Annotated in this window: 21 protein-coding genes; 9 read left to right on the top strand and 12 right to left on the bottom strand. The window is 58.5% G+C overall.

The features are described 5' to 3' along the window. Nucleotides 1-247 precede the first annotated feature (247 nt). From DXH95_RS00625 to DXH95_RS00600, 8 genes are all read left to right on the top strand, one after another. The gene (locus DXH95_RS00625; protein ID WP_420822280.1) at nucleotides 248-2,161 is read left to right on the top strand and encodes a ribonucleoside-diphosphate reductase subunit alpha; all 1,914 of its coding nucleotides are present in this window, start codon (nucleotides 248-250) and stop codon (nucleotides 2,159-2,161) included. A gap of 191 nt (nucleotides 2,162-2,352) precedes the next feature. Continuing rightward, entirely contained in the window at nucleotides 2,353-3,408 is a 1,056-nt protein-coding gene (locus DXH95_RS00620; protein WP_115547554.1) for a ribonucleotide-diphosphate reductase subunit beta, read from the top strand. 4 nt (nucleotides 3,409-3,412) lie between these two features. Beyond that, nucleotides 3,413-3,736 carry a hypothetical protein gene (locus DXH95_RS15975; RefSeq protein WP_147291655.1) on the top strand — a complete coding sequence of 108 codons (324 nt, stop codon included), beginning with the start codon at nucleotides 3,413-3,415 and terminating at the stop codon, nucleotides 3,734-3,736. 29 nt (nucleotides 3,737-3,765) lie between these two features. Continuing rightward, nucleotides 3,766-4,464: a TIR domain-containing protein gene (locus DXH95_RS00615; RefSeq protein WP_239016494.1), complete on the top strand. Its 699-nt coding sequence runs from the start codon at nucleotides 3,766-3,768 to the stop codon at nucleotides 4,462-4,464. Between the two features lie 19 nt (nucleotides 4,465-4,483). Beyond that, nucleotides 4,484-4,609: a DUF952 domain-containing protein gene (locus DXH95_RS16345; protein ID WP_338061694.1), complete on the top strand. Its 126-nt coding sequence runs from the start codon at nucleotides 4,484-4,486 to the stop codon at nucleotides 4,607-4,609. A gap of 9 nt (nucleotides 4,610-4,618) precedes the next feature. Next, nucleotides 4,619-4,783 (top strand): hypothetical protein, encoded by a 165-nt coding sequence (locus DXH95_RS16040; protein ID WP_181883522.1) that lies wholly within the window; start codon nucleotides 4,619-4,621, stop codon nucleotides 4,781-4,783. Continuing rightward, nucleotides 4,780-5,097 carry a DUF952 domain-containing protein gene (locus DXH95_RS00605; protein ID WP_115547552.1) on the top strand — a complete coding sequence of 106 codons (318 nt, stop codon included), beginning with the start codon at nucleotides 4,780-4,782 and terminating at the stop codon, nucleotides 5,095-5,097. The genes DXH95_RS16040 and DXH95_RS00605 overlap by 4 nt, the downstream gene beginning before the upstream one ends. A gap of 294 nt (nucleotides 5,098-5,391) precedes the next feature. Continuing rightward, a complete protein-coding gene (locus DXH95_RS00600; RefSeq protein ID WP_115547551.1) occupies nucleotides 5,392-7,185 on the top strand; it encodes a hypothetical protein in 1,794 nt (597 codons plus the stop codon). A gap of 15 nt (nucleotides 7,186-7,200) precedes the next feature. Here the strand turns inward: DXH95_RS00600 and DXH95_RS00595 are convergent, their stop codons facing one another. The 12 genes from DXH95_RS00595 to msrB form a co-directional block, all read right to left on the bottom strand. Then, nucleotides 7,201-7,578, bottom strand: coding sequence for a HesB/IscA family protein (locus DXH95_RS00595; protein ID WP_115547550.1), 378 nt, complete (start codon nucleotides 7,576-7,578; stop codon nucleotides 7,201-7,203). After that, on the bottom strand, nucleotides 7,578-8,042 hold the full coding sequence (locus DXH95_RS00590) for a DUF59 domain-containing protein (RefSeq protein WP_115547549.1): 465 nt from the start codon (nucleotides 8,040-8,042) through the stop codon (nucleotides 7,578-7,580). Before DXH95_RS00590 ends, DXH95_RS00595 begins: the two co-directional genes overlap by 1 nt. After that, entirely contained in the window at nucleotides 8,039-9,253 is a 1,215-nt protein-coding gene (locus DXH95_RS00585) for a cysteine desulfurase (protein ID WP_115547548.1), read from the bottom strand. Before DXH95_RS00585 ends, DXH95_RS00590 begins: the two co-directional genes overlap by 4 nt. Beyond that, nucleotides 9,253-10,002, bottom strand: coding sequence for a SufD family Fe-S cluster assembly protein (locus DXH95_RS00580; RefSeq protein WP_115547547.1), 750 nt, complete (start codon nucleotides 10,000-10,002; stop codon nucleotides 9,253-9,255). The genes DXH95_RS00585 and DXH95_RS00580 overlap by 1 nt, the downstream gene beginning before the upstream one ends. Beyond that, the gene (locus tag DXH95_RS00575; protein ID WP_115547546.1) at nucleotides 9,999-10,391 is read right to left on the bottom strand and encodes a hypothetical protein; all 393 of its coding nucleotides are present in this window, start codon (nucleotides 10,389-10,391) and stop codon (nucleotides 9,999-10,001) included. The genes DXH95_RS00580 and DXH95_RS00575 overlap by 4 nt, the downstream gene beginning before the upstream one ends. Then, nucleotides 10,388-11,131 (bottom strand): Fe-S cluster assembly ATPase SufC, encoded by a 744-nt coding sequence (gene sufC, locus DXH95_RS00570; RefSeq protein ID WP_115547545.1) that lies wholly within the window; start codon nucleotides 11,129-11,131, stop codon nucleotides 10,388-10,390. Before sufC ends, DXH95_RS00575 begins: the two co-directional genes overlap by 4 nt. Before the next feature lie 15 nt (nucleotides 11,132-11,146). Then, the gene (locus tag DXH95_RS00565) at nucleotides 11,147-11,500 is read right to left on the bottom strand and encodes a hypothetical protein (RefSeq protein ID WP_147291654.1); all 354 of its coding nucleotides are present in this window, start codon (nucleotides 11,498-11,500) and stop codon (nucleotides 11,147-11,149) included. Continuing rightward, nucleotides 11,497-12,978 (bottom strand): Fe-S cluster assembly protein SufB, encoded by a 1,482-nt coding sequence (gene sufB, locus DXH95_RS00560; protein WP_115547543.1) that lies wholly within the window; start codon nucleotides 12,976-12,978, stop codon nucleotides 11,497-11,499. The genes DXH95_RS00565 and sufB overlap by 4 nt, the downstream gene beginning before the upstream one ends. Continuing rightward, nucleotides 12,975-13,379 carry an SUF system Fe-S cluster assembly regulator gene (locus tag DXH95_RS00555; protein WP_115549306.1) on the bottom strand — a complete coding sequence of 135 codons (405 nt, stop codon included), beginning with the start codon at nucleotides 13,377-13,379 and terminating at the stop codon, nucleotides 12,975-12,977. The genes sufB and DXH95_RS00555 overlap by 4 nt, the downstream gene beginning before the upstream one ends. Before the next feature lie 75 nt (nucleotides 13,380-13,454). Further along, nucleotides 13,455-14,342, bottom strand: coding sequence for a helix-turn-helix domain-containing protein (locus DXH95_RS00550; protein WP_115547542.1), 888 nt, complete (start codon nucleotides 14,340-14,342; stop codon nucleotides 13,455-13,457). Between the two features lie 159 nt (nucleotides 14,343-14,501). Then, nucleotides 14,502-16,583, bottom strand: coding sequence for a transglycosylase domain-containing protein (locus tag DXH95_RS00545; protein WP_115547541.1), 2,082 nt, complete (start codon nucleotides 16,581-16,583; stop codon nucleotides 14,502-14,504). Nucleotides 16,584-16,634: 51 nt separating this feature from the next. Continuing rightward, nucleotides 16,635-17,027 carry a peptide-methionine (R)-S-oxide reductase MsrB gene (msrB, locus tag DXH95_RS00540; RefSeq protein WP_115547540.1) on the bottom strand — a complete coding sequence of 131 codons (393 nt, stop codon included), beginning with the start codon at nucleotides 17,025-17,027 and terminating at the stop codon, nucleotides 16,635-16,637. Between the two features lie 95 nt (nucleotides 17,028-17,122). On the opposite strand from msrB, the gene DXH95_RS00535 reads away from it, so the two are divergent. After that, nucleotides 17,123-17,635 carry a DUF4402 domain-containing protein gene (locus DXH95_RS00535; RefSeq protein WP_115547539.1) on the top strand — a complete coding sequence of 171 codons (513 nt, stop codon included), beginning with the start codon at nucleotides 17,123-17,125 and terminating at the stop codon, nucleotides 17,633-17,635. Nucleotides 17,636-17,638 lie beyond the last annotated feature (3 nt).

The raw sequence follows: 17,638 nt of genomic DNA, 5'->3' as shown, positions 1-17,638 counted from the left end.
TGCAGCGGGGCATTTTTGCCCTGAAAAAATAGCGGATGACGCGCGAATTTATGCCCTTTGGGTCGCACAAAATGCTAAGGGAAGTGTTTGCTTCCCGAGTCGAACAAGAAGCGAACAAGTTTCTTGGGTTTTAACAGTCGGGGCCGACATTCAAACGGGGTGGAAGTCGGCACCAAATTGGGGAGCAGAGAGTCACATGGATTTCAGGGATACTGGCCGGGAGGCCGGAGAAGGTAATATGGCGGACATGCTCGAAGCAGAAAAGACAGAGACCGAAACCCCGCAGGTAAAGAAGGCAAAGCCCGAACAGGAAGTTGCCGAGGCGAAAGCCAAGGCTGGCGATAGCAAGACTGTCGACGTGCGGCGCTTTGATGTTGTGACGGATAGCGCACGCGACGATCTGCTGACCGAGTTCGGCAAAGAAACGCTGCGCGACCGCTATCTGCTGCCCGGCGAAAATTATCAGGACCTGTTCGCCCGCGTGGCCTCTGCCTATGCAGACGATCAGGATCACGCCCAGCGGCTCTATGACTATATCTCCAAATTGTGGTTCATGCCCGCCACCCCTGTTCTTTCGAACGGCGGTACCGGACGTGGCCTGCCCATCAGCTGCTATCTGAACAGCGTCGACGACAGCCTGGAAGGCATCGTCAATACTTGGAATGAGAATGTCTGGCTGGCATCGCGCGGCGGCGGCATCGGCACCTATTGGGGCAGCGTGCGCGGCATCGGCGAACCCGTTGGCCTCAACGGCAAGACCAGCGGCATCATCCCCTTCGTCCGCGTGATGGACTCGCTCACCCTTGCCATCTCGCAAGGCAGTCTGCGCCGCGGTTCGGCCGCCTGCTATCTCGACATCAACCACCCCGAAATTGAGGAATTCCTCGAAATCCGCAAACCCTCGGGCGATTTCAACCGCAAGGCATTGAACCTGCACCACGGCGTGCTGCTGTCGGACGAGTTCATGGAAGCGGTGCGCGATGGCGCGGAATTCAACCTCAAATCGCCCAAGGATGGCAGCATCCGGGGCACGGTCGATGCGCGCTCGCTGTTCCAGAAGCTCGTTGAAACCCGCCTCGCCACCGGTGAGCCCTACATCATCTTCAGCGACACCGTGAACAACGCGATGCCCAAGCATCACCGCGAGCTCGGGCTGAAGGTTTCGACGTCAAACCTGTGCGCAGAAATCACTTTGCCCACCGGCCGTGACCATCTGGGTGGGGATCGCACTGCGGTCTGCTGCCTCTCCTCGCTCAACCTTGAAACATGGGATGAGTGGAACGGCGACAAGATGTTCGTCGAAGATGTGATGCGCATGCTCGATAATGTGCTGCAGGACTTCATCGACCGCGCGCCCGACGAGATGGCCCGCGCGCGCTACAGCGCCGGCCGCGAACGCTCGGTCGGCCTCGGTGTGATGGGCTTCCACAGCTTCCTGCAATCGCGCGGCCTCGGCTTTGAAAGCGCGATGGCTAAGTCGTGGAACATGAAGATCTTCAAGCATATCCGGGCACAGGCCGATCAGGCGTCGATGGTGCTCGCCACCGAACGCGGCGCCTGCCCCGATGCCGAGGAACGCGGCGTGATGGAACGCTTCAGCTGCAAGATGGCGATCGCCCCCACCGCATCGATTTCGATCATCTGCGGCGGCACCAGCGCGTGCATCGAGCCGATCCCGGCGAACATCTACACCCACAAGACGCTGTCGGGCAGCTTCATCGTCAAGAACCCCTATCTCGAAAAGCTGCTGCAAGAGAAAGCCAAGGACAGCACCAATGTCTGGAACAGCATCCTCGAAAAGGGCGGTTCGGTACAGCATCTCGATTTCCTCAGCCCAGAGGAAAAGGATACGTACAAGACCAGCTTCGAAATCGACCAGCGCTGGCTGCTCGAACTCGCCGGTGACCGCGCGCCCTATATCGATCAGGCGCAGTCGCTAAACCTGTTCATCCCGGCAGACGTGGAGAAATGGGATCTCCTCATGCTCCACTTCCGCGCATGGGAACTGGGCATCAAGTCGCTCTATTATCTGCGCAGCAAGTCGATCCAGCGCGCTGGCTTTGCTGGCGGCGTCGAGGCGGACAACACCGCCGACGCGCCCAAGATCGAACTGAGCGCGGGCGAGCAGACCGATTATGAGGAATGCCTGGCTTGCCAGTGAGTTACCTCCTCTCCCCCTGCGGGAGAGGATATGAAGCCTTGCTGCTTTAGCAGCTAGGCGAAGTTGGAGAGGGGTTGCACGCAAGTCGCCTCACACCCCCTCTCCCACTGCGACTAGGCAGCGAGCTGCCAAGTCTCGTTGCCCTCTCCCGCAAGGGGAGAGGGAAAAGTTTGAACCGAGGAAGCAAGAAAATGCCACTGTTAGAAGCCCGCAACAGCTACAAGCCCTTTGAATATCCCTGGGCCTATGATTTCTGGAAACGGCAGCAGCAGATCCACTGGCTGCCCGAGGAAGTGCCCTTGGGGGAGGATTGCCGCGATTGGGCGCAGAAGATCAGTGAGCATGAGCGCAACCTGCTGACGCAGATTTTCCGCTTCTTCACCCAGGCCGATATCGAGGTGCAGGATTGCTACCACGAAAAATATGGCCGCGTGTTCAAGCCGACCGAGGTGAAGATGATGCTCACCGCCTTCTCCAATATGGAGACGGTGCACATCGCGGCGTACAGCCATTTGCTCGACACCATCGGCATGCCCGAAAGCGAATATTCGGCCTTCCTCGAATATGAGGAAATGGCCGCGAAGGTCGATTATATCCACCAGTTCGGCGTCGATAATGACGAAGATATCGCCCGCACCCTTGCGATGTTCGGCGGCTTCACCGAAGGCGTGCAGCTCTTCGCCAGCTTTGCCATGCTGATGAACTTCCCGCGCTTCAACAAGATGAAGGGCATGGGGCAGATCGTCAGCTGGTCGGTGCGCGACGAAAGCCTGCACTGCGAAGGCATCACCAAGCTGTTCCACGCCTTCACCAAGGAACGCGACTGCCTGACCAAGGCGGTGAAGGAAGACATTATCGATTGCTGCCAGAAAGTTGTGCGGCTGGAAGACAGCTTCATCGATCTGGCGTTCGAAATGGGCCCGGTACCGGGGATGACCGCGAAGGAAATCAAGCGCTACATCCGCTACATCGCCGACTGGCGCCTCGGCCAGCTGGGCCTGCCGCAAATCTATATGGTCGAAGACCACCCGCTGCCCTGGCTCGCGCCGCTGTTGAACGGTGTGGAGCACGCCAACTTCTTTGAAACCCGCGCGACCGAATACTCGAAAGCGTCCACCCGCGGCAATTGGGGCGAGGTTTGGGATTCGTTTGATAAGCGGAAGAAGAAGCCCGCCAATGATGGCGCAGTAGACGCTGCGAGCGACGAAGCCGATATGTTTGCGCAGGCGGGGGTTGCGGCGGAGTAAAACAATGAACGACGAAACACGACGTAAAATCGCATACGCTGCCGCAAGAAAGAACGGCACCCAAAGCGGAAGCGTGTACAGCTACGAAGCTGGTGCGCATACGTCCATGGGCGGATCGAGTAACTCAATGTTTGACTATGGTTCTGGCAGCCATTTTTCGAACAATTACGACTATGGTCGGGGTAGTCACTGGCAAATCAATGTATCAGGAAACCGATTTTCTGGATATGACTATGCCACGGGCCATCATTTTTCGGGATCAATTTCCGGTCGATCAGTAAGTCTATACGACTACGGCGAAGGACGTCATTTTTCTTATTCAGTTTGAACAAAGCCTAGGCCACGAAGGGACGATTTGTGAGCGGATGGACGCCAGAAAATGTGCGCGATACACTACAGGCGAATGGCATTGGTATCAAAACAGAAGGTAGGACTGGCAACGATCTAGGCACGGAATTTCGATGTGACGATGGCCAGATTGTTCAGGTCTACGACACAGGCAAAGTATCTGTTCAAGGAAAAAACCAAGAAGCTGTCCGCCAAATTCTCGGTGTAGCACAGCCGCTGTCGGTGGTTGCCGCCCCCGCCGCAAAGCCACAGGCCAACAGAAACGTATTTGTAGTGTACGGGCACGATTCCGATGCTAGAAATGAACTTGAAGCTATGCTTCGGCGATGGGGCCTTAACGCTCTCATACTCGATCAGCTAACTAGCGGTGGCCAGACGATTATTGAAAAGCTTGAGTCGGTAAGACAGGAAGCTAATTTCGCCGTCATTTTGGCCACTCCAGATGACCAAGGTCATCGCGCGAACCATCCCGAAGAACTTGCTTATCGAGCCCGCCAAAATGTGGTTCTTGAGCTGGGAATGATGCTATCTGTTCTCGGAAGGGATCGAGTGGCGATATTGATGAAAGATCAAGTCGCGATGGAGCGTCCCTCAGATATTCAAGGTCTGATATACATTCCATTCAAAGAAAAGATTAGTGAGTGCGCTCTTCAGCTAGCTAAGGAAATTGACGCTAAGGGCATACCCATCGACCTGAAAAAAGTTTAATTATGAACGGTTGCGTCCCATGATCACTCCCCACCCCGCCACCGAACGATGGGCGCAATTCCAAGCGGAGGGAATGTTTCATGGCGCGCCGGTGGATTTGGCCGATGGCTATATCCACCTATCCCCCACCCCCATAACCGGCTAGGCCGGTGCCATGGCCGATCTCTATCTCAAAGCACTCGAATCCGAACGCCGCAGCCTGTGGGCGACCGCCCGACTGAAAGGCCTGCCCAAGGATTCGCCCGAACGCGTGCGGATCGCGCAGATTGATGCCGATATCGCCGCGCACAAGGCCAAGGCCAAAACGCCCAAGCCATGACCACCCCCCACCCCGGCACCGCCTATAAAATCCTCACCGCCGACCAATGGGCGCAATTTCAGACGGACGGCATATTCCACGGCGCGCCGGTGGATCTGGCCGATGGCTATATCCACCTCTCCGCCGCTGACCAGCTGCAGGGCACGCTCGACAAGCATTTTGCAGGCCAATCTGGTCTGGTGATTGCCGAGGTCGATCTGGCCGCACTGGGCGAGAGCGTGAAGTGGGAGGTTTCGCGTGGCGGAGCCCTCTTCCCCCATATCTACGGCCCGCTGCCGATGGCGGCGGTGCTGGGGACGCGCGGACTGGATTAACTCACGCAGGAGTCGAAGACGGCCGGAGGCCAGCCGCAGAGGACGCAGAGATAATGACAGGCGCGGGAGCGCCCTTTTTTGTATCACGCAAAGGCGCGAAGATTTTGAAGAGGGTAGTTTGAGCCTAATCCTCATCCCCATTCGCTGCGTGCGCGATCTTTGAAGCAAGAGCTGCGCTCTTGATAATCTTTGCGCCTTTGCGTGAACCTTTAAATCGCAACGGCGCGATTCCGCACTGTCCTACACGCCCCTTGTCGGCTTATGCCCTGTGCCTTTTCGATAAAGGACAGTGAAATGAACCACCCCTCCCCCCTCCGCCACGATACCGACGCCAAACTCCCCGCCGCCGCTTATCTGCGCTATGAAAGCCGCTCCGATGGTTGGAGTGGCGGGCGGCAAGCGGCGTTTCTGGCGCATCTGGCCGACAATGGCGTGGTCGAGGATGCGGCGCGGTCGGTGGGGATGAGCGTATCGGGTGGCTATGCGCTGCGGCGGCAGGCGCGGGGTTTTGCCTTTGATCTGGGTTGGGAGGCCGCGTTGATCCTTGCCCGGCGGATCGTTGCCGACCGGTTGATGAGCGCTGCGATCCGGGGGGAAGAAGCCCGCTGGGTGCGCGAAGAAGGCATCACCACCTACACCCGCCAAAACACCCGGCTGTCGATGGCGCTGCTCGACCGGGTAAACCCCGCAACCGCCGTGCCAGAGGTATTGGCGGTGGTCGTCCGTTTTGACTGTTATCTGCAGATGCTCGACGAAGGGCTGAACGGGCAGGAATTGTGGGATCTGTTCTTTGAAGAGGCACTGCCCGCCAGCGACCGGGAGGCGCGGGCCAGGGTAAGGCATTCGCTTCTACTTTCTGAAGAATCTGCGGGTTTTGACGAGGAGGAAGGACAGGAGGAGCCGCCGATTGAGTATAAATCGATGGAAGGGCCGCCAACATCCTATGGCAAACCGTGCAAAGCGCATTTCCTATCCTCTGCGACCTCTGCGCCTCTGCGTGAGACAATTTTTTCATCACGCAGGAGTCGAAGACGGCCGGAGGCCAGCCGCGAGAACGCGGAGATTTTTGATGCAGCTCCGCTGCTTTCAGAATCTCCCCTTGGCGAAGTGCCCACTGAATCCCAGCCAACTGCACACCCCGCCTCGCGCTTGCCCCAGCCCAATGGATATGGCACGTGCACCAAAGGCAGGCGTCGGGGTCGTGCGACCTGCGGAGTGAATGCGATTATGACAAAATGCGGCGCTATAGGCCTTGTTTATGCTCTAGCCACCGGGGCTTTGATGCCCACCATGCTGAGCGCGGCGGAGCTGCCCGCACCGGTGCCAATGGCGCCGCCTACGCCACCGCTGGTGTGTGCCAGCACCACGCCGCTGCCGCCTGAAATTGCCGCGATTGCCCAGGCAAAACCGAAAATATGGCGGGATTCAATCGGAACGCTGATCAAGGGACCAGTGCTCGGCGGGACGATAGATTGTACCGAAACCTTCGACGCCGATGCCAGCCGGATTATCACGGTGCGCTCCGAAAAATTCACGCTGCAAGGCGTGAAAGGGCGGATCGCTTATCTGGACAACAGCGTCAAAATCGCGCTGGACGGTGATCGAATGCCGCACGTCGGTCGTCCGAAAGACGGACCAAGCGATTATGATTGCAGCTGGCCGTCCATCGGCACCAATTCCGCGCGCTGCATCTCCGCGCTCGATCCAGCGGCAGACATGCGGCTGATCGGGCTCGCGGCCAAGGAAGGGCAGGTGGCGGCGCTCGAAATCAACCCGTCGCTGTTCGCTGGCAACAGCAATTTGCTCGATCCCGAAAAGCCGGTGCGGCTGTACAACAGCGCGGGTGCATCAATGGAGGTGCGCTGGAACATGGGTCGGTTGGTCGCCATCGAATATATCCGATCGGCGATGTTCGAAGGCGCGCCCTTTGTCAGCATTATCAATGGACTGAAGCCAGGCGAATATCTGTCAGTCGAGGCCTATGATAAGGGCAAGGACAAGCCCGTCATCCGCCGCGCGGAGGCGAGCGCGGTGCTCGGCCAGCTCAACACGGCCTTCGCTTTGGCGGAGGCTTTGCGAAAGAAATGAGCGGGGCGCGGACGCCTAAACGGTGAAGCTCTCGCCGCAACCGCAACTGCCGGTGGCATTGGGGTTGGTGAAGACGAAACCGGCGGTGAATTCATCTTCCTGCCAGTCCATCGTCGAGCCGACCAGATAGAGCACCGAACCGCCATCGATGAAGAATGTGCCGCCGGGGGTTTCGATTTTCTCATCAAAAGCAACAGCTTCGCTGACATAATCGACCGAATAGGCAAGGCCGGAGCAACCGCGACGCGGGGTCGACAGCTTGACGCCAATCGTGCCTTCGGGCGCATTGCGCATCAGCTCGGCAACGCGTTCTTCGGCAGCGGGCGTCAGGGTGACGGCGGCGGGAAGCGGGCGACGGGTCTTGGTTTCCCCCGTTTGATTCTGAGCACTCATCACAGCATCCCCAGTTCGAGGCGTGCTTCATCAGTCATCTTGTCCGGTCCCCATGGCGGATCCCAGACCAAATTGACTTCGGCATCACCAATCCCCGGAACCGCACCGACGCGCAGTTCGACTTCGCCGGGCATGCTTTCGGCAACGGGGCAATGTGGCGTTGTCAGCGTCATCGTCACCAGCGCATGGCCGCCATTGATCTCCACGCCATAAATGAGGCCAAGATCGTAGATGTTGACCGGGATTTCGGGATCGTAAATCTCCTTGAGCGCAGCGATCACGGCCTCTTGCAGCGCCTCGTCACCCTCAGCCACAGGCTCGGGCTTTTGCGCAAGAAAACCCTCAAGATAATCCTTCTTGCGCTCCAGCTTTTCGGCAGGGCTCTCAACATCTTCCACGCGCGCTTTTGGCGGCGTGGGGACGCTGTCGACTTCTTCGACCAAGATTTTCTGCTCTTCGCTCATCCGAAGATCCTTTTCACCCGTTCAAGGCCGCGGACCAGAGCCGCGACATCGCTTTCATCATTGTAAATTCCAAAGCTTGCCCGCGCGGTGGCGGGCAGCCCCAAATGCTCCATCAGCGGCTGTGCGCAATGATGGCCAGCGCGGATCGCCACGCCCTCTTCGTCCAATATGGTGCCGATGTCGTGCGGATGCACCCCTTCCATGCTGAAAGAGACAATCCCCGCCGCGTCCTCGGGCCCGTAGAGAGTGATCGAATTGATCGAACGCAGTGCTTCACGCGTCTGCCGAACCAATTCCGCCTCATGTGCGTGGATGGCATCGAGTCCGATGGCTTCTACATAGTCGATCGCTGCGCGCAGTCCCATCACCTCGACTATTGCTGGCGTGCCCGCCTCAAACCGCGTCGGCGCAGGGGCGTAGGTCGTTTTTTCAAAGGTCACCCGGTCGATCATCGAACCGCCGCCCTGATAGGGTGGCATGGTATCGAGCAATTCCTTGCGGCCCCATAGCGCGCCGATCCCGGTCGGGCCGTAAAGCTTATGCCCGCTGAACACATAATAATCGCAGTCGAGTTCCGCGACATCGACCGGCAAGCGCGGCACAGCCTGGCAACCGTCGAGTAGCAGTTTCGCTCCCACCTTATGCGCAAGCGCAGCTGCACGCTTTGCATCGAGGACCGAGCCCAGAACGTTGGAAACATGCGCGAAAGCAACCAGCACATGATCCTTGGTCAGCATCGCTTCCGCCGCATCAAGATCGATGCAGCCATCCGGCGTCAGCGGGCAGACGTCGATTTCATAGCCGGCAAGCTGCCAAGGCACGATATTGCTGTGATGCTCCAACTGGCTGAGCAGGATGCGCCCCTTTCGGGGGAAGCTGTGCGCAACAAGATTGATCGCCTCGGTCGCGCCGCGAACGAAGACGATTTCATCCTCTCTTCCACCGATAAATTCGGCCACCCGCCGTCTTGCAGCCTCATAGGCCAAGGTCATGTTCGCCGAACGCGCATAGACGCCGCGGTGGACGGTGGCATAATCCTCTCCACCCGCTCGCATCATCGCGTCGAGCACGACCTGCGGTTTCTGCGCGGTCGCGGCGGTATCGAGATAGTGCCAGTCGCGCACACCGGGGAACTGGTCGCGCAATTCGCGCGCCAGCCCGCCGCCTTCATTTTCCCAGCGGCCAAGCGCGCGTTCGGAGACGATGGCCATTAGAAGGTGCCCCGCAACGCTGCCTCGGCATAGCCAATCATATGGTCGCGCCATTTGCTGTCGGCTATCTCGCCATAGGCTTCTGCTACGAAAGCCTGCATCAACAAATTGCGTGCCTCCGCCATCGGCAGGCCGCGCTGTTGCGCATAGAACAATGCCATTTCGTCCAGCTGCCCGATCGCGCAGCCATGCGCGCATTTGACATCGTCGGCATAGATTTCGAGCTCGGGTTTGGCGTTGATCGTCGCGGTACGGTCGAGCAACAACCCCTTGGCACCCAGCGAAGCGTCGGTTTTCTGTGCGTCTTTGGCGACGTCGATCCGGCCGATCATCGTGATCGTGGATTTATCCATCGCGACGCCGCGCATCACCTGGTTCGAGGTCGCCCCCGGCGCAATATGGCGGAGGCGGGTGACGATTTCGGTGACTTCCTCGCCGCGACCGATGCCGACCGCACCCAATTCAAAATGCGCACCTTCGGCAAGCGTCACGTCGATATCGAGCCGTTTGTAGCCGCCACCTGTCAGCAGGAAAAATGCCTCACAACGCCCACCTTCGGCAATGTCGATTTGGTAGCGCTGGATATCGACTTTGTTCGCGGCCCCCGTCGAAACGCATTTATACAGCGGGTGCGTTTCACCCGCTGCAACGGCTATTTTCTGCGCATCGGGAAGGGCCTTAAGCCCGGCCAGAACCTCGGCAGGCGCATAGCGCCATTCTTCATCGTGACGGGTTGGCAGAGCGCTCATGCGCACCTCTTGTAACGGGCGCGCGGCTGCTGCCGAAACCGCCTGTCATCTTCTTCATAGGTTTCAATCGACAGCGTCCGCCCTTTTTTGCCGAGCTTCAGGAAGCTTCCGACGGGGTTCAAGCCTTCCTCTGACCCCTCTTCCATATAGCTCGAATGGACATCAATCTTGCGTTTCGAAAGCTTGTGCACTTCGACAACAAGATATTGAAATTTTGCTGTTTCAGGATCAGTTTCTGCATCGACGATGCTGTCGTCATGGATGAGGATCGAGCCCGCCGCAGTTGCAGCCTTGCAATCGACATTCGCCGGATACCAGCGACCTTGAAAGTCCATCGGAATGGCATTGGCGCTGCTTGCCGTTGCAGCAAGGGCGAGGGTCAGGCTCACGCAGCCAACTCCCGATATCCCTCACGCTCCAGCTCGAGCGCGAGTTCGGGCCCGCCGCTGCGCGTGATGCGACCATCGGCAAGGACATGGACGAAATCGGGCTGCACATAGTCGAGCAGACGCTGATAGTGGGTGATCAGCAGCACGGCTTTTTCAGGCTTGCGCATGATCCGGTTGATGCCTTCGCCCACCACGCGCAACGCATCGATATCGAGGCCGCTGTCGGTTTCATCGAGGATCGCGAGCGCGGGATCGAGGATGCCCATCTGCACCATCTCGTTGCGCTTCTTCTCGCCGCCCGAAAAGCCGACATTCACGGGGCGTTTGAGCATTTCCATATCCATGCCCATTGCGTCCGCCTGCGCACGGGCAAGCTTCAGGAATTCGCCGCCCGAAAGCGGTTCGTCGCCGCGCTGCTTGCGCTGCGCATTCAAGGCTTCGCGCAGAAATTGCACGTTCGATACGCCGGGGATTTCAACCGGATATTGGAAACCGAGGAACAGGCCAGCAGCAGCACGCTCGTGCGGTTCCATTTCGAGCAGGTCTTCGCCGTTGAAAGTTACCGAACCCTCGGTCACTTCATAGCCGGGGCGTCCCGACAGCACATAGCCCAGCGTCGATTTGCCCGCACCATTGGGCCCCATGATCGCATGAATCTCGCCAGCATTAATGCTGAGCGAAAGGCCCTTGAGGATCGGCTTGTCTGCGACGGTGGCGTGGAGGTTTGTTATTTGGAGCATAACTATTTAAATTCTTTATTGAGCTAGACGAGCGGCGCGATCAGTCCGGATTCGCTGCAGAAGAGACATGAAGTTTGGCTTGGCTTGCGCTGACCACTGCTGAAGAGCAGCGTCTGCTTGGTTTGCCGGAACATCCTGCCGAACAGCAGCGACCAAATCCGTTTCTATTTGCTTACAACCTTCCGTAGCGGCGGTATATATCGCCTCATCGGTTGCGTCAGTTTTGGTTAGTTTGACGGCGTAGGTTGCCATACAACGGTCAAGTGCCTGGGCCAGAGTCGGGACATCGGGTTGTGTTGCCTGCGCGTTCAAAACCTGAAACGATCCTAAGACTACGCAAAATGCCACTGTTAATGCAGCTTTCATCACCCCACACTCCCCTCAAGGCTAATCCCCAGCAACTTCTGCGCCTCCACCGCAAATTCCATCGGCAGTTGCTGCAGCACTTCCTTGGCAAAGCCGTTGACGATCAGGGCGACGGCCTCTTCCTGCCCCAGCCCGCGCTGCATCGCGTAGAAGAGCTGGTCGTCGGAAATCTTGCTCGTGGTCGCCTCATGCTCGATTTGCGCGCTGGGGTTGCGGACTTCGATATAGGGCACGGTGTGTGCGCCGCACTCGCTACCCAAAAGCAGGCTGTCGCACTGTGTGAAATTGCGCACGCCCTCTGCATTGGGGGCCACGCGCACCAGCCCGCGATAGGTGTTGTTGCTCTTGCCCGCGCTGATGCCTTTCGAGATGATCGTCGATCGGCTGCCCTTGCCATTGTGGATCATCTTGGTGCCGGTATCGGCCTGCTGGTAATTGTTGGTCACCGCGACCGAATAAAATTCGCCGACGCTGTTTTCGCCGTTGAGCACGCAGGACGGGTATTTCCACGTCACCGCGCTGCCCGTTTCAACCTGGGTCCAGCTCACCTTGCTGTTCCGCCCCTGACACAGCGCGCGCTTGGTGACGAAATTATAGATGCCGCCCAGCCCCTCGGCATTGCCGGGATACCAGTTTTGCACCGTCGAATATTTAATCTCCGCATCGTCGAGCGCGACCAGTTCGACCACGGCGGCGTGGAGCTGGTTCTCGTCGCGCATCGGCGCGGTGCAGCCTTCGAGGTAGGAGACGTAACTGCCCTTGTCGGCGACGATCAATGTGCGTTCAAACTGGCCGGTATTTTCCGCGTTGATGCGGAAATAGGTGGAAAGCTCCATCGGGCAGCGCACGCCTTCGGGGATGTAGACAAACGTCCCGTCGGAAAAGACCGCGCAGTTGAGCGTGGCAAAATAATTGTCGTGCATCGGCACAACCTTGCCGAGCCACTTTTTCACCAACTCCGGATATTCCTTGATCGCTTCGGAGATGGAGCGGAAAATCACGCCTGCTTTCTCAAGCTCCGCGCGGAAGGTGGTCGCCACTGACACGCTGTCAAAAACAGCATCGACCGCCACCTTGCGCGCGCCTTCGACACCCGCGAGCACCTTTTGCTCCTCGATCGGAATACCCAGCTTTTCATAAACGCGCAGGATTTCCGGATCGACCTCGTCGAGGCTTTCAAGCTTCGGCTTGGCCTTGGGCGCGGCGTAATAATAGGCGTCCTGATAGTCTATTGGCGGGATGTTGAGCTTTGCCCAATCGGGCGGCGTCATTTCCTGCCACATGCGGAACGCCTTCAGCCGCCATTCGAGCATCCATTCGGGCTCATTCTTCTTGGCCGAAATGAAACGGACGGTATCCTCGTTGAGACCCTTTTCGGCAAATTCGGTTTCGATGTCCGACGCCCAGCCATGCTCATAATCGGCAACCTTGTCGGCCGCCTCGCGCGCGGCGCGGTCCTTAATCTCGATTTCGTCGGTCATGCTTGCACCAGGCTCGTCAATTTCACATCGGCAAGCGCACCGCGCACCGCCTGATTCACCACCGCCCAATGCGGTTTCACATTGCAGTCCGGCTCGATGGCGCAGTTGCAGCTGCCGGCGTTGGTGCAGTTGGTCATGGCAATGGGACCTTCGACCGCCTCGATAATATCCGCCAGCGTGATCGCGGCAGCAGGGCGCGACAGTTGGATACCGCCGCCTGCGCCACGCACCGAGCGGAGCAGCCCGCCCTTGGTCAATATGCTCACCAATTTCTGGACCGTCGGTAGGGCAATGCCGGTTTCATCCGAAAGCGCGGTCGCAGACGTGCGCGCACCCCCGCAATGGCGCGCGGCGGCACCCATAACAACGACAGCGTAGTCGGCCATGTTCGAAAGCCGCATTGACGCGCTCCAGCCTGTTTCCCACATAATCGGATTAGATTACTCTGATTTATATGCGCCGCTCGGCAGGGAAAATCAACCCGGATAGGCTTCCAGCTGACGAAAATTGTCCTTCGACAGCCATACGCGCAGGATTCGGGTGTCGTCGCTGTCGAGCGCGCCCGGTGTGCGGCCCGTGAAGTGCCGGATTTCGCGGATCATGTGCGGCTGATCGTAGAAGAGCGATTCGACCCGCGCGCGCATTTCGGGCGTGGCATCGGGGTCCACCAGCACGGTCGCCGCCCTCAGGGCACGATATTTACGCATCAACTGCTTGGGCGACGCACCGAAATAGTGACGGATTAACCGCGTCGCAGTGCTGCGCGATCTGTCAATCTTGGCAAAGACGGCTTCGACGTCCGGATCAAATTCGCTCGAAATCCATTGGCTAACCGTCTGGATCAGCTCGATATGGTCAGCGGGCACTTTGCGGATGAAGGGCAGCAGGAAAGCCGTGGTCTGCTCGACCATCTCGCGCACGCTGATCGATCCGGCCTTTCGGGCTACGCGAAAACGGAACGCCATCTGCGTGATGCCATCGCCGAACAGTTCATCAGCACCCACCATCCGGTCAGCAAAGCTATGTGCGGGTTTGCCCGTCAGCGCGACAAAGCCCAGCGGCGACATCGCCAGCCCGAAATCCTCGAACGGGCCCTCTATATCAAATTCAGCATGCGCCATGCCCGGGCCAAACAAGGAAACCGGGTCGTTCCAATAGGTCTGCCCGTCGTCGAACCGCAAAGTCCCTTTGCCCTGCAGATAAAAGACGATGTGTCCCAATGCAGCCGGTTGCGCATCGCGGACACGCCGCTGATTACATCGGAAATGATAGAATTGGGTGACGAAGGGAGCGAGCTCCGGCGGTGGCACGAACTGGGCCACTTCGATCTGCGACGGCGTTACATAGCCCGACGCTGTCGACATAGTGTCAACACGGGATTGATCTGACCTGCTGTCGAAATGTTCAATCGACACAATCCGACCCCTGAGCTGATTGCATATTCCTGCGCGGGAAAATGCTTGTCAGGGAATAATGGAGGCAGGTCAAAAAATGTAAAGTATAAAGCGCTCTAAGCCCCGAAATCAGGGACGAGGTGGTGGCGCCGTCACCGTCTTCGGTCCCGATGCGCGGGACGGAGGTGCGCCGTCGTCAGGTTGTCCGCCCTGCTCTCCGCTACGGCCCATTGCCTTGTCGATCCAGGCTTCATCGAGTGGTTCAGGCTCGGTCATTTCTTGCGGAATGCCGCCCGCATCGCCTGGTTGATCGCCTTCAATCGGCATACCATTTTCATCGACCAGCACTTCCTCACCTTCCTCGCCGAGCAAAGCCTCTTCATCTTCCAGCCGTTCGGGGAAGGTTACCTCGGTATCGAAATTCTCGACCGGACGTCCTGCAACCGCAGATCGCATGTAGGCAGCCCATGCCTGGGCAGGCGCAGTTCCGCCCTGCAGATTGCCAACTGGGCGGGCATCATCGCGCCCCATCCAGACACCGGTCGTCAGGCCGGACGAAAAGCCGAGGAACCAGCCATCCTTGTTGCTGCTGGTCGTTCCGGTCTTGCCCGCCGCTGGACGCCCAATCGAGGCCGCGCGTCCTGTGCCAGTGGCTACCGCGCTTTGCATCAGATCGGTCATCGCACCGGCGACATAATCTTCAACCAGTTGCACCTGTCGTGCGGGCTTGTGCTTGTAGATGACATTGCCGTCGATAGTAGTCACCTTGCTGATGGCATAGGGCGTCACGCTTTTGCCACGCGCTGCGACCGAGGCAAAGGCGCGGGTCATATCAATGACCCGGGTTTCAGACGAGCCGAGCACCATGGCAGGGGTCGTCGAGATCGGCGTGGTGATACCAAAGCGACGCGCCATATTGGCGATGCTGCTGGTGCCGACTTCCTCACCAAGCTTCGCCGCAACGGTGTTTTTGGAATAGGCAAAGGCAGTGCGCAGCGTGATTTCGCCTGCAAAGGTGCCGCCGCTGTTCTTGGGGGTCCAGCCAGCGATGGTTACCGGTTCGTCGACAACCTTGTCTTCGGGCCGGAAACCAGCCTCAAGCACCGCCAAATAGACGAACAGCTTCCACGAAGACCCCGGTTGCCGCACCGCTGTAACGGCGCGGTTGTAGTTGCTGGTGGCATAGTCGGTGCCGCCGACCATCGCGCGCACCGCACCATCGCGGTCGATAGAGACCAACGCTCCTTGCGCCCCGCGTGGTACACCTGCCCGAATGGCATTGGTTGCCGTGCGCTGCATGCCAAGGTCGAGGGTTGTCCAGACGTCGATGGGCTTTTCCGTCTCGTCGATCAGATTATCGAGTTGCGGCAAGGCCCAGTCGGTGAAGTAACGCACACTGTCCTGTTTTGGCTCGGGCGCCAATTGCACCTTTGCGGGTTTGACGGCGGCGGCCTGCTCCGCCGTTATCATGCCCGCATCCTGCATCACTTCCAGCACGACACCGGCGCGACCGATGGCAGCCTTGGCGTCCGCAGTTGGCGAATAACGCGACGGTGCCTTCACCAGCCCTGCAATGATGGTCGCCTCAGCGAGCGAAATGTCTTCGGCACCATGATCGAAGAACTTGCGGCTGGCGGCATCAACGCCGTAAGCCCCGCCGCCGAAATAGACCTTGTTGAGGTAAAGTTCGAGGATCTGCTCCTTGCTGAACTTGGTCTCGATCGCCATCGCAAGGATGATTTCGCGCAGTTTCCGACCGAAATCGCGGTTGTTGTTGAGGTAAACGTTACGCGCCAGCTGCTGGGTGATTGTCGAACCGCCCTGTGCCCAATAACCACGCTGCGCCCGCACCCAGAAGGAGCGGGTAATGCCAATCGGATCCACGCCGGGATGCGCGTAGAATCGCCTGTCTTCAACCGCGATCATGGCATCCTTCATTTCGCGTGGTAGCTCGTCAAACGGTATCCAGCGGCCAAAGCTGGGGCCAAGCGACTGTATAACGGTCCCGTCAGCCGCGCGAACGCGTATCATCTGCCCATTGGGCGATGACTTCAGATCTTCGAAACTGTCGATTTCCCCGCGCGCGATCGCGACAAAAATTCCCACAACCATCAGGCCCAAAAGGGCGGCGACGGTAACGATTTTGAGCGTGTTGACGGTCCAACGTTTGAACCGCGACCCTTCCGCTGCCGAATGTCCAGCTTTTGCCATTGCCCGACCTGTTACTGCCTGACCGGGAATCCGACAAGCAGGATTAAGGAGTTAGTCCGGTTGGAAATCGAGTGAGACGCTGTTGATACAATAGCGCAGGCCATTTTCGCCCGGGCCATCTGGGAAGACATGCCCCAGGTGCCCGTCGCATTTGGCGCAACGCACCTCGATGCGGATCATGCCGTGCGAGGTATCGCGATATTCGGCAATGACATCGGGGCTTGCCGGTTCCGTAAAGCTGGGCCAACCCGAGCCGCTGTCATATTTGTCGGTCGATCGGAACAGCAGCGTCCCGCACCCCCCACAGTGAAATTCACCCTCGCGCTTCTCGAGGTTGAGCGAGCCGCTAAAGGCCCGTTCGGTGCCGGCTTCGCGCAAAACATGATATTGTACAGGGGAAAGGCGTTCGCGCCATTCCGCTTCGCTGAGTTCTAGCTTTTCCATATTCGGAATGTGTGCCCTGGCAACGGCAAGGTCAAGCCTGTCAGAATATGTAAATTTCACCTGAAATTAACCACACTCGTCGATGACGGCAGCAAATGTATCGTAATCTTTCGCGACTTTTTCTCTTGGGAGGCTGGATAGCGCTTTGGCCCGTCGCGGTCGCGCAGGCGCAACCGACTGAGACATTCGGGCGCGAAAGCGATGACAAGGCACGCCCTCTCAACATAGAAATTCGCAGTTCGCTGGATTTCAGCCGGGCCACGTCAACGGGTGACAGCGGCGGAAGCATAGCCATCGACCCCAATAGCGGTGCCCGAACCGTCAGCGGGGAAATTGTCGACCTCGGAGGTCCCCCATTCGCTGGAAGTGCCGTGATAATGGGCGAACCCGGACGGGCTATCCGGCTGGAGATGCCGTCAACGATCCGACTGACAAGCGCTACCGGCGGGTCGATCGAAATCACCAATCTACGCACCAACCTCTCTCCAGCTCCACGTTTGGATATGTATGGGCGGCTTGAATTCGCTTTTGGGGGCGATTTGATACTGAAAGGAAATGTCTCGGGGCAGTTCCGCGGAAGGATACCGATAACAGCAGAATATGAATGAGGC

This window comes from Sphingorhabdus pulchriflava (assembly GCF_003367235.1).
Taxonomy (GTDB): domain Bacteria; phylum Pseudomonadota; class Alphaproteobacteria; order Sphingomonadales; family Sphingomonadaceae; genus Sphingorhabdus_B; species Sphingorhabdus_B pulchriflava.
This window is presented reverse-complemented; position numbering and strand designations above follow the sequence as displayed.

Coding starts and splice junctions, on each gene's coding strand:
- DXH95_RS00580 (WP_115547547.1), bottom strand. CDS start 10,002: ATGAGCGCTCTGCCAACCCGTCACGATGAAGAATGGCGCTATGCGCCT.
- sufC (WP_115547545.1), bottom strand. CDS start 11,131: ATGCTCCAAATAACAAACCTCCACGCCACCGTCGCAGACAAGCCGATC.
- DXH95_RS15975 (WP_147291655.1), top strand. CDS start 3,413: ATGAACGACGAAACACGACGTAAAATCGCATACGCTGCCGCAAGAAAG.
- DXH95_RS00595 (WP_115547550.1), bottom strand. CDS start 7,578: ATGAGTGCTCAGAATCAAACGGGGGAAACCAAGACCCGTCGCCCGCTT.
- DXH95_RS16345 (WP_338061694.1), top strand. CDS start 4,484: ATGATCACTCCCCACCCCGCCACCGAACGATGGGCGCAATTCCAAGCG.
- DXH95_RS00585 (WP_115547548.1), bottom strand. CDS start 9,253: ATGGCCATCGTCTCCGAACGCGCGCTTGGCCGCTGGGAAAATGAAGGC.
- DXH95_RS00605 (WP_115547552.1), top strand. CDS start 4,780: ATGACCACCCCCCACCCCGGCACCGCCTATAAAATCCTCACCGCCGAC.
- sufB (WP_115547543.1), bottom strand. CDS start 12,978: ATGACCGACGAAATCGAGATTAAGGACCGCGCCGCGCGCGAGGCGGCC.
- DXH95_RS00535 (WP_115547539.1), top strand. CDS start 17,123: ATGTATCGTAATCTTTCGCGACTTTTTCTCTTGGGAGGCTGGATAGCG.
- DXH95_RS00625 (WP_420822280.1), top strand. CDS start 248: ATGCTCGAAGCAGAAAAGACAGAGACCGAAACCCCGCAGGTAAAGAAG.
- DXH95_RS00590 (WP_115547549.1), bottom strand. CDS start 8,042: ATGAGCGAAGAGCAGAAAATCTTGGTCGAAGAAGTCGACAGCGTCCCC.
- DXH95_RS00620 (WP_115547554.1), top strand. CDS start 2,353: ATGCCACTGTTAGAAGCCCGCAACAGCTACAAGCCCTTTGAATATCCC.
- msrB (WP_115547540.1), bottom strand. CDS start 17,027: ATGGAAAAGCTAGAACTCAGCGAAGCGGAATGGCGCGAACGCCTTTCC.
- DXH95_RS00600 (WP_115547551.1), top strand. CDS start 5,392: ATGAACCACCCCTCCCCCCTCCGCCACGATACCGACGCCAAACTCCCC.
- DXH95_RS00545 (WP_115547541.1), bottom strand. CDS start 16,583: ATGGCAAAAGCTGGACATTCGGCAGCGGAAGGGTCGCGGTTCAAACGT.
- DXH95_RS00550 (WP_115547542.1), bottom strand. CDS start 14,342: ATGTCGACAGCGTCGGGCTATGTAACGCCGTCGCAGATCGAAGTGGCC.
- DXH95_RS00555 (WP_115549306.1), bottom strand. CDS start 13,379: ATGCGGCTTTCGAACATGGCCGACTACGCTGTCGTTGTTATGGGTGCC.
- DXH95_RS16040 (WP_181883522.1), top strand. CDS start 4,619: ATGGCCGATCTCTATCTCAAAGCACTCGAATCCGAACGCCGCAGCCTG.